This window comes from Myxococcus sp. MISCRS1 (assembly GCF_026626605.1).
GTDB classification, from domain to species: domain Bacteria; phylum Myxococcota; class Myxococcia; order Myxococcales; family Myxococcaceae; genus Myxococcus; species Myxococcus fulvus.
Genome location: NZ_JAPNKB010000001.1, coordinates 9442844 through 9459489, shown reverse-complemented (window position 1 = coordinate 9459489; position 16646 = coordinate 9442844). Strand labels below are relative to the sequence as shown.

The 16646-nt window shown below is 71.3% G+C and carries 13 protein-coding genes; 5 read left to right on the top strand and 8 right to left on the bottom strand.

Features of this window, described 5'->3' with window-relative positions:
• Nucleotides 1–5: 5 nt before the first annotated feature.
• Nucleotides 6–365, bottom strand: a complete 360-nt coding sequence (locus tag OWM54_RS37995; protein ID WP_046714499.1) for a PilZ domain-containing protein — start codon at nt 363–365, stop codon at nt 6–8.
• Nucleotides 366–533: 168 nt separating this feature from the next.
• On the opposite strand from OWM54_RS37995, the gene OWM54_RS37990 reads away from it, so the two are divergent.
• Entirely contained in the window at nt 534–1172 is a 639-nt protein-coding gene (locus tag OWM54_RS37990; protein WP_267700543.1) for a DUF6066 family protein, read from the top strand.
• 22 nt (nt 1173–1194) lie between these two features.
• On the opposite strand, the gene OWM54_RS37985 is transcribed toward OWM54_RS37990, so the two are convergent.
• The 6 genes from OWM54_RS37985 to OWM54_RS37960 form a co-directional block, all read right to left on the bottom strand.
• On the bottom strand, nt 1195–2652 hold the full coding sequence (locus tag OWM54_RS37985; protein WP_141328950.1) for a trypsin-like peptidase domain-containing protein: 1458 nt from the start codon (nt 2650–2652) through the stop codon (nt 1195–1197).
• A gap of 61 nt (nt 2653–2713) precedes the next feature.
• A complete protein-coding gene (locus OWM54_RS37980) occupies nt 2714–3349 on the bottom strand; it encodes a nucleotide exchange factor GrpE (protein WP_223747547.1) in 636 nt (211 codons plus the stop codon).
• Nucleotides 3350–3447: 98 nt separating this feature from the next.
• Nucleotides 3448–3690, bottom strand: a complete 243-nt coding sequence (locus OWM54_RS37975; RefSeq protein WP_046714502.1) for an RNA polymerase sigma factor region1.1 domain-containing protein — start codon at nt 3688–3690, stop codon at nt 3448–3450.
• Nucleotides 3691–3798: 108 nt separating this feature from the next.
• Nucleotides 3799–5844: an ATP-dependent zinc metalloprotease FtsH gene (gene ftsH / locus OWM54_RS37970; protein WP_223785584.1), complete on the bottom strand. Its 2046-nt coding sequence runs from the start codon at nt 5842–5844 to the stop codon at nt 3799–3801.
• 149 nt (nt 5845–5993) lie between these two features.
• Nucleotides 5994–6890, bottom strand: coding sequence for a hypothetical protein (locus tag OWM54_RS37965; RefSeq protein WP_267701202.1), 897 nt, complete (start codon nt 6888–6890; stop codon nt 5994–5996).
• Nucleotides 6891–6927: 37 nt separating this feature from the next.
• Complete coding sequence (locus OWM54_RS37960) at nt 6928–7335, bottom strand: (deoxy)nucleoside triphosphate pyrophosphohydrolase (protein WP_141328948.1); 408 nt, start codon at nt 7333–7335, stop codon at nt 6928–6930.
• A gap of 248 nt (nt 7336–7583) precedes the next feature.
• Between OWM54_RS37960 and OWM54_RS37955 the strand changes: the two genes are divergently transcribed.
• The 3 genes from OWM54_RS37955 (at nt 7584) to OWM54_RS37945 (ending at nt 13840) form a co-directional block, all read left to right on the top strand.
• Nucleotides 7584–7859, top strand: a complete 276-nt coding sequence (locus tag OWM54_RS37955; RefSeq protein ID WP_267700542.1) for a helix-turn-helix domain-containing protein — start codon at nt 7584–7586, stop codon at nt 7857–7859.
• Nucleotides 7860–8153: 294 nt separating this feature from the next.
• Complete coding sequence (locus OWM54_RS37950) at nt 8154–12455, top strand: protein kinase domain-containing protein (RefSeq protein WP_420715363.1); 4302 nt, start codon at nt 8154–8156, stop codon at nt 12453–12455.
• A gap of 53 nt (nt 12456–12508) precedes the next feature.
• The gene (locus OWM54_RS37945; RefSeq protein WP_267700540.1) at nt 12509–13840 is read left to right on the top strand and encodes a serine/threonine-protein kinase; all 1332 of its coding nucleotides are present in this window, start codon (nt 12509–12511) and stop codon (nt 13838–13840) included.
• Here OWM54_RS37945 and OWM54_RS37940 read toward each other — a convergent pair whose 3' ends face one another.
• On the bottom strand, nt 13841–15220 hold the full coding sequence (locus OWM54_RS37940) for a sigma 54-interacting transcriptional regulator (RefSeq protein WP_267700539.1): 1380 nt from the start codon (nt 15218–15220) through the stop codon (nt 13841–13843).
• Between the two features lie 34 nt (nt 15221–15254).
• On the opposite strand from OWM54_RS37940, the gene OWM54_RS37935 reads away from it, so the two are divergent.
• Nucleotides 15255–16646 carry an MBL fold metallo-hydrolase RNA specificity domain-containing protein gene (locus tag OWM54_RS37935; protein ID WP_267700538.1) on the top strand — a complete coding sequence of 464 codons (1392 nt, stop codon included), beginning with the start codon at nt 15255–15257 and terminating at the stop codon, nt 16644–16646.

Here is a 16646-nt window from a genome sequence, read left to right as displayed (position 1 = left end):
GAACCTCAGTGCATCACCCGCTCGCGGTCCACCAGGAGCAGCGGCGCGTCGTCGTGCGTCTCGTACGCCACGATTCGCAGCCCCACCCCGCGGCTGGAGCCCTCGCGCCCGTCCTTGCGGCCGAACGCCAGCGCCACCTGGTAGCGCACCTCGCACAGGCACGTCATCTCCGTGCCGTCCTCGCCCGCGAACGTCACCTTCAGCTTCTCCCCCAGCCCCACCGCGTCGCGGACCTCCACGAACATGCCTCGCGCGCTGATGTTGCGACCCACCCCCCTCATCATCCCGTCCTGGGTGGTGAGGTAGACGGTGAAGACCTTGTCGAAGCGCAGGTGACTGCGGCGCTCTTGCGGACGCTCGAACACTGGGGGTGCCTCCCGGCAACAGGTGGTGACAGGCACACCCTACATGGTGGCTACATGTAGGCAACTTATCTACCTACATCTACTCCCACGCACCTACGAGAAGGCTGCTCCCTGTTGCGCGGGACATGGCACCATCCGGATTCCCCCCGTACCCCGGAGCCCCTCGTCTTGAGCCGCTTTCTGGTCGCCGCTGTCGCCCTCCTCCTGCCCACCCTGGCCCTGGCCGACGTGGACCCGCGCTTCGCCAAGCTGCGCGACGAAGCCGAGCCGCTGGGAGGCCTGGGGGCCTTCCTCGAGAAGTACATCGGCGCGTGTGAAGGGGCGCTGGTGGACCCGAAGTGCAAGTCGGACGCGGAGGCCTTCCGCAAGAAGTACCAGGGCAAGCGGCTGTACATGATCATCGGCGAGGACGACGCGACCATGCTGTCGCCGGGGCCGTACAACCCGGGCGCCGGGGAGTACACCATCAACATCACCCCGTTCTTCCCGGGCGGCCGCTACGCGCTCACCCACGGCGCTCCGAAGAAGCAGGACGGCAACGGCAACCCGGTGCTGCCCTTCCTCACCGTCACGGGCACGCTGCCGGAGGGGTGGAACGGCTCGCTCTTCTCGCGCATGTTCTCCATGCGGCAGGTGCGCGCCCAGGTCGTCTTCACGCCGCAGGCCGTGTGGTCCCTGCCGAAGAAGGGCGGCGGGAAGAACCACGGCGTGACGGCCCGCATCGACGGGCTCATCCTCACCGAGGGCCGCACGGGCCACCCGCTCGGCCTGTGGCTCAACGGCAAGGACGCCAACGCCAGCCGCTAGGCGGACGTCCTCGGGGGCTCCCTCACCGGGCGATGGCCAGGTACTGCTGGGAGTCCCCGCGCTTGACGCGCAGGAGGATGCTGGCCCCGGAGCTCCCCTTGGAGAGGGCCGCGCGCACCCCGGCCGCGTCCTTCACCCGCTTGCGGTTGACCTCCGTCACCACGTCGCCCATGCGCAGCCCCGCCGCCTCCGCGGGGCTTCGGGGCGACACCGCGGACACCAGCGCCCCGTCCCAGGCCACCTGGTTGAGCGGCGCGGCCACCTCGGGCGTCAAATCCCGCAGCGTCAGCCCCAGGTCCTCGTCGCTCGTCACACGCTGGACCAGCCCCTCGGCGGCCTCCTGCGCGGGGCGCTCCACCAGCCGCACCGCCACCTCCTGCGTCGTCCCCTGGCGCAGCAGCGTCAGCTTCGCCTCCGTCCCGGGCGCCAGCAGCGCCACCTTCCGGAGCAGTTGCAGGTAGGAGCCGATGGTGCGCCCGTTCACCGCCACCAGCCGGTCCCCGGAGCGGATGCCGGCCGCGGCCGCGGGGCTGCCCTGGTAGACGTCCTTCACCAGCGGGGCCCGGCGCTCGGCGCTCTCCCGGTCGTCGTTGACGATGACGCCCAGCCAGCCGCGCGTCAGCTTCCCGTTCTCCCGCAGGTTCGGCAGCAGGTCCTTCACCAGGTTGATGGGCACCGCGAAGCCGATGCCCTGCCCCTGGCTGATGATGGCCGTGTTCACCCCCACCACCTCGCCCTTCATGTTGAAGAGCGGCCCGCCGGAGTTGCCCGGGTTGATGAGCGCGTCGGTCTGGATGAAGTCGTCGAACTGGCCCACGCCCAGCACGCGCTCCTTGGCCGAAATCATCCCGTGCGACACCGAGTGGTCCAGGCCGAAGGGGTTGCCGATGGCCACCACCCAGTCCCCCACCTCCAGCCGGTCCGAGTCCCCCAGGTAGAGCGCGGGCAGGTCCCCCATCTCCGAGCCGCTGAGCCTCAGCAGCGCCACGTCCGTGGACGCGTCGCGGCCCACCACCTCGGCGGAGAACTCTCGGCCGTCCGACAGGCGCACGGCGATCTTGCTCGCCCCCGACACCACGTGGCTGTTGGTGACGACCAGCCCGTCGGGCGTCAGCACGAAGCCCGAGCCCGTCGAGCGCTTCATCCCGGCAAGGCCACTGTCCCGGGGGCTCACCGTGGTGATGTTGACGACGCCCGCCTCCACCGCGCGGATCAACGGCGCCAGCGACGTGGGCGGCACGAAGGCGGGCAGGCCCGTCTCCCCGGCGGGGCGCTCGCGCCACAGGCCCAGCGCGCCGCCGGGGCGGGCCTCACCCGAGCCCTGGTACGAGAACCAGGCGGCGTGCTCTCGCATGCGCGCCTGCAGCCAGGGCCCCACCGGCCCCTCCTCGGCGGACGCCGTCAGGGGGAGCACGGCCACGGACAACAGGACGAAGAGCAGTCGGGAAGCCACGAGGTGGCAGCTTATACGGCGGCGCATGACGAGCGACGGGAACAACCCGCCCCGCCGCCGTCTTCCTCGTTTTCCGGTGGGGACGTCCTCAGGCCTGGGCGGGCGCCACGTACTTGGCCACCTTCACCCGGGCCGGGCGGATGACGCGCTCCTTGAGCCGGTAGCCCGCGCGAATCTCCGCCACCACCTTCTGGTCCTCGTCGGGCGAGGTGGTGATCTCCATGTCCGTGGCCTCGGCCACGTTGGGGTCGAACGGCTGCCCCGTCACGCTGATGCGCTCGATGCCCATGCCCTGGGCCTTGCTCAGGAGCGAGTCGCGGATCATCCGCACGCCCTGCGCCAGGGGCGAGTTGTCCTGGCCGCTCATGGAGAGCGCCCGGTCCAGCTCGTCGATGGCCTCCAGGAGCGCCACGGCCACGTTGCCGCGCTCCACGTCCATCATCCGCTCGCGCTCGCGGGTGAGCCGCTGCTTGAACTCCTCGCGGTCCTTGTTCACCGCCTGGTAGGCGCGCGCCAGCTCGTCCACCCGGCGCCGGGAGGACTCCAGGTCGGCGCGCAGCCGCTCCTTCTCCGCGTCGGCCGCCTCGGAGACCACGTCATCGGCGGGCGTCCTGGCCTCGGCCTCGCCCGCCGCACCGGCCTCCGGGCCCGGCGGACCTCCGCCGTTGGCGGACTGGGCGTGCTGGGATTCCTGGGAGGGGTCGGAGTGCGAAGGACCGGACATGTCGAACCTGAAGTCGAGGTGGAAGAGCGCGCTTCACGCGCGGGTAGGCGTCAACAGGCGCAACCTAACCGCGCGCGAGTGCGTGTCAACGAGCGGAGCTAGTGCTCCTGGGCGGCGGGGGACTCGGCCATGAACCCATGGTCGACCTGTCCCGTCACCTCGTCGATGATCTCCACCTGGGCGGCCCGCAGCGAGTAGTAGAGGAGCCAGCGCTCCGCCGCCGTCAACGTCCCCGCCGGCAGCGCCTCCTCTATCTCCTGAACCGTGAGCCGCCCCTCCTTGAGCCCCTTCGCGAAGAGGGCCTTCCGGGCCATGTAGCTCTTGCCGATCCTGTTCTCCACGGCGACGCCTCCTTTAGGTCTCAAGATAATTTCGCCCCCCGGACACCGCAGGAATGCGCGGTGGCGGGGGGCGTGGGCCAGGCCGGAGAGCAGGCGCCCGGACGTCGGCTACGAGTCCAGGGGCTTGTCGGCGTGCTGCGTCGGCGGAGGCGGCTCCTCGTTGCTGCCCACCGGGTGGGCGGAGATGACCTGGCGGGCCTCGGGGTGCAACAGCCCCCGCTGCGCCAGCACCTTGGGGCCGAGGATGGTCACCATCGTGTCCTCCTCCACCACCTCCACCGCCAGCAACCGGGCCGCCAGCGCCTGCACCTTGTCCCGGTGCTTGCTGAGCACCTCCCGGGCCCGGTCCAGCGCCTCGCTGACGAGCTTGCGCACCTCCTCGTCGATCATCCGCGCCGTCTGCTCCGAGTACGTCCGCGACTCGGGCAGGCCCGCGGAGCGCAGGAAGTTGGGGCCGTGGTCCGCGCTGAGCGCGACGGGCCCCAGCGTGCTCATGCCGTAGTCGCGCACCATCATCTTCGCGACCTCGGTGGCCTGCCGGATGTCGTTGGACGCGCCGGTGGACACCTCGCCGATGAAGATCTCCTCCGCGGCGCGGCCCCCCATCATCCCCGCCATCTTGTCGCGCAGCTCGTCCAGCGACATGAGGTAGCGGTCCTCCAGGGGCAGCGACATGGTGTAGCCCAGCGCCGCGAGACCGCGCGGGATGATGGAGACCTTCGTCACCCGCTCGGCGTGCGGCAGCATCCACCCCACCACCGCGTGGCCCGCCTCGTGGTGCGCGACGATCTCCTTCTCGCGCTCGTTCATCCGGCGGTTCTTCTTCTCCAGGCCCGCGACGACGCGCTCGATGGCCTCCTCGAAGTCCGCCCGCATCACCGCGTCGCGGTTGCGTCGGGCCGCCAGCAGCGCCGCCTCGTTCACCACGTTGGCCAGGTCCGCGCCCGCGAAGCCCGGCGTGCGCGAGGCGATGGTCTTCAGGTCCACGTCCGGGCCCAGCTTCACGCCGCGGGCGTGGATCTCCAGCACCCGCTCGCGACCGCGCTTGTCCGGACGGTCCACCAGCACCTGCCGGTCGAAGCGGCCCGGCCGCATCAGCGCGCTGTCCAGGATCTCCGGACGGTTGGTCGCCGCCAGGATGATGAGGCCCGCGCGGCTGTCGAAGCCGTCCATCTCCGCGAGCAGCTGGTTGAGCGTCTGCTCGCGCTCGTCATGGCCGCCGGCCACGCCCGAGTTGCGGCTCTTGCCGATGGCGTCCAGCTCGTCGATGAAGATGATGCAGGGCGCCTTGGCCGTGGCCTGGGCGAACAGGTCGCGCACGCGGGCCGCGCCCACGCCGACGAACATCTCCACGAACTCCGAGCCGGACAGGCTGAAGAACGGCACGCCCGCCTCGCCCGCCACCGCGCGCGCCAAGAGCGTCTTGCCCGTGCCCGGCGGACCCACCAGCAGCACCCCCTTGGGGATGCGGCCACCCAGGCGGCGGAACTTCTCCGGCGTCTTGAGGAACTCGACGATTTCGCGCAGCTCGTCCACCGCCTCGTCCACGCCCGCCACGTCCTTGAAGCCCACGCCGGTGTCGGCCTCCGCCTGCACCTTGGCGCGCGTCTTCCCGAAGCTCATGACGCTCTGCGGGCCCTGGCCGATGCCGCCGGCCACCCGGCGCATCATGAAGCTCCAGAAGAGGAAGAACAGCCCCAGCGGCAACAGCCAGATCCACAGGGCCTCGCCCAACCCGGACTGCGGCACCGCCTCGAACTGGACGCCCTTCTGCTCGAGCAGCGGCACCAGCGACTCGTCCCCCTGGACGCGGTAGGCCATCCACGGCAACGCGCTGGGCTCGCCTCGCAGCGGACGCTCACCCTGCGCCGGCGGAGGCGGCTGGGCGGTGTCCTTGAGGAAGCCCTTCACCCACTCGTTGGAGATCTGGACCCGGCTGAAGTTGCCGGACTCCACCGCGTCCCGGAACTGGCTGTAGCTCACCCGGCGGACGCCCGCGTCCTGGAACACGTTCCGGAAGAGAAGGAAGCCCAGGACGAGCAGCAGGATGTAGCCCAGCGGTGAGCCGAACTTGAACCCCTTGCCCGGCGTCCCTGGCTTGTCGGACTTCTTTCCCCGCGGGCCCACACCCGGCGGGAGCTCCTGTGGCTTCATCGTCGGCACGCTCGCCCTCCCCCTCCCCGCTCATTCGGGCCCCGTGCCCGGATGGCGTCACACTCAGCCGGGCAAAGATGTTCACCGGCGCCAGAGCGTCAACCCGCTGGACGGTTTCCCTGCACCCCGGACGCACCCGAGTCGCGAGATCAGCGACACCCGACGCGCCACAACGGTTGACCGGTGAACTCCGTCCCCAGCAGATACCCCTCGCCATCCGACAGGTACGACACCGCCTCGGCCTGCGCCTGGGGTCCGGCCGGCACCTCGACGAGCGAGCCCTTCAAGAGCGACTCGAAATCCTCCGCCCCCGGCTGGCGCAGCTCCCACACGCGCGAGTAGGTGCGAATCAGCATCCGCTGTCCGGAGGCCTGCAGCGACGCGCCCGTCGTCGCGCGGTCCACGCCCCCGGGCGCCTCCAGCGCTCCCAGCTTCGTCGCCTGGATGGCGGCGCCGGGCTTCAGGCCGTCCAGCGCGAAGACCTCCCCCAGCGAGCGCCGCGTCTTGGTGAGGACCATGAGCCGCCCCGAGCGCGCGTCCGCCACCAGCGCCTCCACGTCATGGGCGCCGTCCGGATAGGTGAAGGCCAGCACCTCCACGGCCACCGTCGCGTCGCCGAGCGCGTCCGGCTCCGGCAGCCGGTACAGGCGCACCTGGTCGCGAATCTCGAAGTTGTCGCCCGTGTCCGCCAGGAAGACACACGTGCGCGTCTCCCCGGGTGAGCAAGGCCCCACCGCCACGTCCTCCAGATCCCGGGGCTGGGCGCCGGTGAGCTTCAGCCGGGCCCGCACGCGGCCGGTCTCGTCGATGGCGAACAGCTCGAAGTCGTTGCCGGAGTCGTTGTGGGCCCAGAAGACGCCGGGGAAGCGGCGGCTGGCGGCCAGGCCGGACAGCTCCGGCAGCTCGGAGGGCACCTCACCGGTGCGCAGCGGCACGCCGTACCAGGTGCACCCGGGCAGGCCCGTCGCCGGGGGCTGGGCGCCGGCGTCCTCGACGCCCGAGTCGGGCGGCAGGGGCTTGGGGCTGGAGCAACCGGCGAGCCCCATCCCCACGAGGAGGGCCCAGGTCCAGCGGGGCCACACGTCAGGAGTCCAGGTCCAACAGCTTCGCCAGCGTCTTGGCGTCCGCGTCGGGGAAGCGGTACTGCGACATCTCCTCCAGCGTCACCCAGCGGTGGTCATGCACGCGCAGGTGGCGGATGTGGTGCTCGGCCTCGGCCAGACGGCAGCGGAACACCCGGAAGTCGATGTCGTAGGTGGGATACTCGTGGCGGGTGTGCATGGCCTGGTCGAGCACCTCCACGGCCACTCCCATCTCCTCATGGATCTCCCGGATGAGCGCCTCGGGGTCGCTCTCCCCCTCTTCCACCCGTCCGCCGGGGAACTCCCACAGCAGGGGGAGCGACGCGGTGGGGGGGCGCTGGGTGATGAGGTAGCGTCCCTGCTCGTTCTCGAGCATCGCACCGACGACGCGGACGTGGCGACGGGCCATTCGCTTCTCCTGACTCCTGGGCAGGCCAACGAGGGAGGGGCGGCCTAACACAGCCCTCGCCCGGCGCCAATGCCACAGCCCCCATTCAGGCAGCCTAGGCACGCCCCAGGCAGGCGCCCAGCCCTCCTCCAGGGTGGCACTCCACCCTGCGCCGGGCACCCCGCCGGCCGAGGCCTCCCCGGCTCCGACTCCAGCCCCACGTCAGTGTTGGAGGCCGGGCGTCGGCGACAAAGCATGTGGTGAATTGGATGACGAGCGGGCCGGATGGCGTCATGCTCGCATCCATGAAGACGAGTCGCGCGGAAAGGGCCGAGGTGCTCGGGGCGGCACTGAAGGCCGCCCGCCAGGCGAAGGGGTTCGGCATGGAGGAAGTCGCCGAGCGCCTGGAGATGCCCGTGGAGGTTCTTTCCCGAGTGGAACGCGGGGTGATGGTGCCCACCATCTCCACCCTGGTACGGCTGTGCATCATCCTCCGGTTGGATCCGGACAATCTGCCGGAGGAGCTGCCGGAGATGAGTGACTGAGGATGCGTCCGGAAGCGCGCCGGGACGAGGGCTGATGGCCCCGACCGGCGCCTGACGGATGGACGGGGGCGTATCGGGGGAGGTCTTCCGTCCATGCCGCCGAGAGGCGATGCTTCGACGGGCCCGCTCGCACGTCGGACTCTCTCTCCCCCCTCGCCGCCGCCATCGATGCGCTGTCCCGCCTGTCATCGCCGTGTGGTGGAGCACTGTCCCCTCCACCCCTCGGCCGAGCTCCCGCCGAGAGTCCCCCCGGCCCCCCTTCCGGACGTCCCGGGGTACCAGCGGGGCGTCTCCGTGGGACGAGGCGGCTTCGGGCGTGTGCTCGCCGCGCGGCGGGAGTCCGACGGCCGGCCCGTGGCCCTCAAGGTGCTGGAGCCGCTCGCCGCGGAACGATTGGCGCGGGAGCTGGAGGCACTGCGACGCATCGGCCCGCCCGTGACGCCGGAGCTGCTGGGCGAGGCCCGCACGCTGACGGGTGAGCCCGTGGTGGTGATGGAGCTGATCGCCGGGCAGACGCTCGCGCAGCGGTTGGCGGAGCTGCCCCGGTCGGGCGCGATGCCGTGGGAGGAGGCGAGGCCGGTGATGCTCGCCCTGGCGCGCGCGCTGGCGCGGGTGCACGCCGCGGCAGTGGTGCACCGCGACCTCAAGCCGGAGAACATCATGCTCTCCGGAGAGCGGCTGGTCCTGGTGGACTTCGGGCTGGCGCGCCTGGGCGCGGAGCGGGACGCGGCGCCCGCGCCGACGGTGACAAGGACCGGGCAGCGCCTGGGCACGCCCGAGTACATGGCGCCCGAGCAGTGCCTCGATGCGCGAGCCATTGATGCGCGCGCGGACCTCTACGGGTTGGGCGTCGTCTTCTTCGAGCTGCTGTGTGGGCGTCCGCCGTTCGTGGGAGACACCGCGTCGGTGCTCCAGGCGCATGTCGCCCGGAGGCCACCGGTGCTCTCGAAGCTGGCGCCGTGGGCGGTGCCGCTCGAGTTGGATGCCCTGGTGTCCCGCTTGCTGGCGAAGGCCCCGGAGGAGCGCGGGCCCGGCGCGGCGGGTGTGGCGGATGCGCTCGAAGCCGTGCCGCGGAAGGGGACCTCTGGGAGGCCACGGGGCAGCGCGACGCAGGGAGCGGGCGTGGCGGATGCGCTCGATGCCGAGACCTGGGCGAGGACCTCCGCACCGCCGCAACTCAGCTCGACGCAACGGGCGGACGTGGCGGATGCGCTCGATGCCGAGACCGGGGCGAGGACCTCCGCACCGTCGCAACTCAGCTCGACGCAAAGGGCGAACGTGGCGGATGCGCTCGATGCCGAGACCGGGGCGAGGACCGCCGCACCGCCGCAAGTCAGCTCGACGCAAAGGGTGGTCGTGGCGGATGCGCTCGATGCCGAGACCGGGGCGAGGACCTCCGCACCGCCGCAAGTCAGCTCGACGCAAAGGGTGGTCGTGGCGGATGCGCTCGAAGCCAAGACCTGGGCGAGGACCTCCGCACCGCCGCAACTCAGCTCGACGCAACGGGCGGACGTGGCGGATGCGCTCAACGCCGAGACCATTTCGAGGGCCGCAACCCCGCCACTGCTCAGCGCGACGCAAGACGCGGACGGGGTCCTGATGGGGACCTCCGCGCCAGTGCTGGAGTCTCCCGAACCGCGCACGGTCGCCACGACGGGTGAGAGCCCCCCGGGCCTTTCGGAGACCTCCGCACAACGAGCCAGGGACGTCGCCCTGCTGGGCGTCAAGACGCCGCTCGATGTCCCCACGCTGCGCGGACTGCTCACCAGCACCGGCGCGGAACTGGCGCGCATGGAGCCGGGGCTCGCCATCTTCGCGTTTCCCCATGAGCCCCAGGTCGAGTCGGGGCTGCGCGCCGCGCTCAAGGCCGCGGAAGCCCTGACGAGCCAGCTTCCTCCCGGCTCGATGCGCGTCGTGCACCAGGCACGGCTCCGCGTGCGCGAGCGAGGTGGCCGATGGGTTCTCGGTGGCGTCGCGCTCGAACAGGTGGGCAGGTGGTGGCCCGAGCCCGCGGCCCCATCCGACACACTCCTGCTGACCGCCGAAGCGCGTGAAGGACTCGGCGCGCTCGACCCTGTCAGCACACCCACGCCATCGGACCTCGCCCCCCTCCCCATCGCCACCGTGCAGGGCCGCGACGCGGAGCTGGACTGGCTGCGCGCGCGCATCACGAAGGTGCGCGAGCAGCGCTCGCCCATGCTGCTGACCCTGCTGGGCGACGAGGGGCTCGGCAAGACGCGGCTGTTGACCGAGCTCCACGGTGAGCTGCTGACAGCAGGCACTCTGTCCACCCTGCTGGTGGGAGCGCAGCGGGACGAAGGCAGCGCCACCGAGAGTGGCTTGGGTCACCTCATCTCCACCCTCCTCGGCCTGCCGCCAACCACCTCTTCTGACGAAGGGGTGAGCAGGCTCATCGAGAGCACGAACACGACGCTGGACCTGGCGACCGCGCATCCCGCGGCGCGCAGACAGCACCTCGCACGAGCGCTCGCGTCGCACCTGCGCCGCCGTGCCGAGGAGCGCCCCCTGGTGCTGCTCGTGGACGATGCGGAGACGCTGGACCCCACCGCGCTCGACGCGCTGGAGCTGGCCACGCTCTCCGGCCTCACCTCGCCGCTTTGCATCGTCCTCACTGGACGCCCTCGACTCCTGGAGCTGCGCCCATACCTCGGTGAGCGCGCGGCGGATAGCGCCCGGCGCACGCTTGCGCCCCTCGATGACGAAGCCGCGAGCCATGTGCTGCGGCAGCTCCTGAGTCCCGTGGATGTCCCCGCGGAGAGCATGCTCCGTGAGCTGGTGGAGCGCTGTGGCGGTTCGCCGCTGCGCCTGGTGGAGACGGTCCGCGCGCTGAGGGCCGCCGGCGCCATCCGGACTCGCGCCGGAGGAGGAGGCTATCTCGCGGCGGAGGCCCTGGATGCGCTGGCCGTGGAGAGCCCGGACGAGCGCGTGGCGGAGCGCGGCCTCCTCGCCCTGCCCTCCGGGCTGCGCGCGCTGCTCCAGGTGGCGGCCGTGCTCGGCGAAGACGTGCGCTGGGAGGAGCTGTCCGCCACGCTCACCCGGCTCGACGGGAGCGAAGCGCTGGACCTCTCCCTGGACCCGGGCGTCGGACTGGAGCGACTGGCGCGGCTCGGGATGCTCGAGCCCCGAGGCCCCCGCCGCTGGCGCTTCGAGCACACCCTGTTGCGCGAGGCCTTCGCCGCGAGGCTGCCTGGAGCGCTCCGTCGCCGCATCTCCTCCGCCGCCCTGGAGTCCCTGCCCGACGCCCCCTTGCCCCGGCGCGCCCGATGGGCCGAGGGCGCGGGCGAGACAATCCTGGCGCTCGAGCTCCACCACGCCCTGGCGGAGTCGAGCCGCCGTGGACACCGGTTGCTCGAGGCCGAGCGCCACTTCTCCGCCGCGTTGGAGTGCGCGCCTCGCGAGCATGACGTGCGTCGACTGGAGCTGCTGTCGGGCCGGGGCCGCGTCCGCTACCGGCTCCAGCGCATCGACGACGCCCTCGAAGACCTGCGTGAGGCGCGGCGAATCGCCGTCTCGCGAGGCGCCGTGCTGCGCGAAGCGGACCTGCTCCTGGAGGAAGCCACCGCGCTCGACTGGCGGGACGACACGGACGAGTCCACCGCCCTGCAGGAACAGGCGCTCCAGTTGCTCGGAGAGCCCGTCCCCTCCGAGCTGGCCGCGCGCCACGCCCTGGCCAAGGCGCGCGCCTTCGTGCGTCGGGAGGACATCACGGGGGCCATCGCGCCCCTCGAAGAAGCCGTGACGCTGGCACGCGCGACGGGCGACGAGGAGACGGAGGCCATCGCCCTGGCCATGCTCGGCGCGATGCTGGGTTGGACGGGGCAGCTCGACGACGCCGAGCGCCGCTTCGCCGAGGCCATCGCACTTTGCGAGTCCACCGGAGACACGCTGCACCTGGGGGTCGCGCTCAACAACCGCCTGGTGCTCCACGTCCAGCGTCGCGACGTGGCGGGGGCGCGCACGGACCTGGAACGCGCGGTGAGCCTGGGACGCGAGCTCGGCAACGTGCAGATAGAGCGCACCTCGGCGTTCAACCTCGCCGTGCTCCTGGGCTACCAGGGCCTCGCGGAAGAAGCCCTGCCGCTGGCCAGACGCGCGGGAGTGCTCAGCCAGCGCTGCTTCCCCCACTCCATGGCGCAGGACGCGTTGCTCGTGGCGCGCCTGTGCTGCGAGCTGGGCGACCTGTCCGAGGCCACGAAGCAGCTCGCGTGGCTCGATGAACAGGCCTCACGCGTGCGCCTCACGTCGGCGGACCAGCTCATGGGCGAGGTGGTGCGCCGCGTGGTCGCCGAGTCCTCGGCCTCGGTGCCCTACTCCCGCGAGCATTGGGAGGCCCAGGTGGAGGCCTCGCGAACACGGATGCCGCCCGATGAACGGATGGAGGTCCTCGTCTGGGCGGCGCGAGCGGCCCGTGCGGCGGGCGACGACGAAGCGTTGGGTGCCCGGGTGGCCGAGGTCGAGCAGACCGCGCATGAGGCTCCACTCTGGACCTCGCGTGTGCGAGGGCTCGAGTCGGCCGTGAAGGGCCAGTGGCCGGATGGCGCTCCCGCGAGCACGCGTGCCAAGACAGGTCCATAGGCACCCGATGGGACGTCCTGGAAGGACGCGAGCGCAGCGGATGGAGGGCCGGAATGAGTGAGTGGGACAAGCGCGAGGGCAACGCCCAGGTCGCCCTGTACGGCGACGAGCTGGAGCCCGGAGCCCTCGTCGGCGCGTGGATGGTGGAGCGGCGGGTCCACTCCGGCATCACCGCGTCGCTCTATCGCGCCATCCACCTGGACACCCGGACGCCCGCCGCCGTGAAGGTCGTGCGGGCCCACCTCAACCACGTCAGCGAGGTCCTCCTGCGCTTCAGGCAGGAGGCGGACACCCTCCTGGCGCTCGACCATCCCCACATCGTCCGCGTGCTGGAGTACGGGGAGCTGCGAGACGGAAGGCCCTGGCTCGCCATGGAGTTTCTGGAGGGAGAGAGCCTGGACCGGTGGCTCTCCCAGCAAGGCCCCTTCTCGCTCGCCGAGGCCCACACGGTGATGGAGGAGCTGGGGAGCGCGCTCGCGGCGGCACATGGGCAGGGAATCCTGCACCGCGACCTGAAGGCCCAGAACGTGATGTTCCTGCCGCGCCCCGAGGGCTTCACGGTGAAGCTGGTGGACTTCGGCATCGCCAAGGTGGCGCCCCTGTCCGGAGGCACGGCGCTGACCACCGCGGGCGCGGTGCTCGGAACTCCGGTGGCGATGGCGCCGGAGCAGATCCTCGGCCACCCCGTGGACACGCGCACGGACCTGTACGCGCTGGGCGTGCTGCTCTACCAGCTGCTCGTGGGACGCCCCCCGTTCGACGGCGAGAGCGCGGTGGAGGTCGAGGAGCAACACCTGCACGCGCCTCCGCCCCGCTTGAGCGAACACGTCCGGGTGTCCGCGGCGTTGGAGGCGGTGGTCTCACGCTGTCTGGCCAAGAGGCCCGAGGAGCGTTGGCCGGACGTGACGAGCTTCCTCGCGGCGCTGCGCGCGGCGCTCATCGCATCCTCCGACTCCAACACCTGGGCCTCGGCGCTGTACCTGGACCTGCGCTTCGCGACCTCGGACGTGGACCCGACGGACGAAGCGCTCGACGCGAGGGACGCCGCGCTCGACGCGGGCCGTGAGCTGCTGGAGTCCGAGGGGTGGACCCTGGCGCTGGAGGGAGGCAATGCCCTGCTCGCGTGGCGCGCGCTGTCCGACGAGGCGCCGGCGCGGGCGCTGGAGCAACGGGGTTGTCGGCAGCTCGCCGAGCGGCTCCTCGCGCGTGTCCTGGAGCTCGCGGGGACGGAGCTCGAGACGCGCGTCTATCTGCACGCCGAGCCCGGAGCGCTCTCGATGGATGCGCGAGGCGCGCGGCAGCTCGCGGGGAGTCCCCTGGCCCGGCTCGAGGGTTGGACCACGGGTGGCGTGCCCGGCCAGGTGACCGAGCACGCGGCGCGCTAGCTACGTCCGCAGTCCGCGCTTGCGCAGCAGCCGGTAGAGGTACACGCGGTCCATCTCCGCCGCGGTGGCGGCCTGGGACACCTTGCCGTGGTGAAGCTGCATCAGCGCGTCCAGGTACTCGCGCTCGAAGATCTCGAGCGCCCTGCGACGTGCATCCGCGTAGGGCTGCTTCGGGTCCACCAGGCTCCCCATGACCCCCTGGGCGCCCACGGTCTCGGTCTCGGGCGGCAGCGCGTCCTGGAACACGAGGCAGCGCTCCAGGTGGTTGCGCAGCTCGCGTACGTTGCCGGGCCACGCGGCGTGCTGGAGCTGGTTGATGAACTCGGGCGTGTTGAGCGCGGAGACCTGCTCGGGCGCGGCGCCGAAACCCGCGAGGATGCGCTCGGCGATGGCGGGGATGTCCTCGGGGCGCTCGCGCAGCGAGGGGATGAGGATGCGCACCACCGCGAGGCGGAAGAAGAGGTCCGGCCGGAAGCGGCTCGCGTTCACCTCCGCGCGCAGGTCCCGGTGGGTCGCCGCGATGACCCGCACGTTGACGGGCTGATACGTGTTCGCGCCCAACCGGCGAATCTCGCGCTGCTCCAGCACGCGCAGGAGCTTGGGTTGCAGCTCCGCGGGCATTTCGCCCACCTCGTCGAGGAAGATGGTGCCGCCGTCGGCCTCCTCGAAGGCGCCGATGCGCCGCTGGAGCGCGCCGGTGAAGGAGCCCTTCTCGTGCCCGAACAGCTCGCTCTCCAGCAGGTTGCCGGGGATGGCGCCGCAGTCGACCGTGAGGAAGGGACCGGCGGCACGCGAGCCCGCGCGGTGGATGGCCAGCGCGGCGCGGCTCTTGCCGGTGCCCGTCTCACCCTCCAGGAGCACGGTGGCATCACTGGCCGCGGCGCGCTCCATGAGCGCGAAGCTGGCGCGCGCGACGACCGAGGTGCCCACCAGCTCGCCGAAGGCGGTGCGCTCGGAGATCAGGAGCCGGTTGCTCTCCGCGCTGAAGTCGAAGCGAAGGCTGACGCGGCCCAGGCGCAGCACGCTGCCTCCGCGCAGGTAGGCCTCGCGCACGTGGACGCCGTCGAGCACCGTCCCGTTCAGGCTGTCGAGGTCCCGCACCCGGGCGCCATCACGCTCGATGCGCACCTCGCAGTGGAAGCGCGAGACGGTGGGCTCGTCGATGACGAAGTCGTTGAGCCCGTGCGAGCCGATGGAGAAGGTGTCCGCGTTGGAGTCCTTGTAGACGCCGGGCTGGGGGCCTTCCAGGAGCGTGACCCGGAAGCGGCGGACCGCGCCCATGAAGCCGGGGCGTCCGGTACCCGTGGGTCGGGTCTGCTGGGCGTCCTCGCCCTTGGAGGGTAAGCGGTCTGCCCCGGGGGGACGCTCGGAGGTACTCATGAGCATCCCACGCTAGCACGGTAGACTCGGGGCCATGGCCTCCCTCCATTTCCTCGGCGCCGCCGGAACCGTGACGGGTTCCAAGTTCCTCCTCGAGCATGACGGGCAGCAGGTGCTCGTGGACTGTGGGCTCTTCCAGGGACAGAAGGAGCTGAGACAGCGCAACTGGCAACCGCTCCCGCTCCCCGCGCGCGAGCTGGACGCCATCGTGCTCACGCACGCGCATATCGACCACACAGGTGGGCTGCCGCGCGTGATTCGCGAGGGCTATGACGGCCCCATCTACACCACGCCCGGCACCCGGGATTTGACGGCCCTGCTGCTGCCGGACTCGGCGTACCTGCACGAGGAGGAGGCGCGCTACGCGAACAAGGAGGGCTACTCCAAGCACCACCCCGCCCTGCCCCTCTACACGGTCCCGGACGCCGAGCGCGCGGTGAGGATGATCGAGACCTTCGGCTACGAGCGGCCGAAGGAGATCCTCCCGGGCATCACCCTGACCTTCTATCGGGCGGGACACATCCTCGGCTCGGCTGTCTGTGTCTTCGACTTGAAGAGCACGCGCCAGCGCGTGGTCTTCAGTGGGGATCTGGGTCGCTATCAGGCGCCCATCTTGAGGGATCCGCAGAGCGTGGACTCGGCGACGACGCTGGTGGTCGAGAGCACGTATGGGGACCGGCAGCACCGCGAGCAGAAGCCGATGGAGGCGCTGCGAGACGCGGTGAAGGGCGCGTTCGACCGTGGGGGCGTGGTGGTGATTCCCGCGTTCGCGGTGGGGCGCACGCAGGAGCTGCTCTTCCACCTGCGCAACCTGGAGGAGGCGAAGCAGATCCCCGTGGTGGATGTGTTCGTGGACTCGCCGATGGCCTGTGACGCGACGCCCGTGTACCTGGCGCACCCCGAGGAGCACGACCTGGTGATGAAGTCGCTGGTGGAGCGTGGGGCCTCACCGCTGGCGACGCAGCGGACACGGTTCGTCACGTCGGCACAGGAGAGCAAGCGGCTGAACCTGCACGAGGGGCCGGCCATCATCATCTCCGCGTCCGGCATGGCGACGGGAGGCCGCGTGCTGCACCACCTGAAGCACCGGTTGCCGGACCCGCGCAACACGGTGTTGTTCGTGGGCTACCAGTCCGTGGGCTCGCGTGGGCGCAAGCTGCTGGATGGGGAGAAGGAATGCCGCATCCACGGGCAGGTGGTGCCGGTGGGCGCGGAGATCCGGACGGTGAGCGGGTTCTCCGCGCACGCGGACTGGACGGAGACGATGCGCTGGATGGAGGGGTTCGACTCGCCGCCGCGCCAGACGCTGCTGGTGCACGGCGAGCCGGACGCGCTGGAGGCCCTCCGGCGGCGGGTGCAGTCGAAGGGCTGGAAGGCGTACGTGCCGGGCTACCTGGAGAAGGTGGAGCTGGAGCTGGCGGTCTGA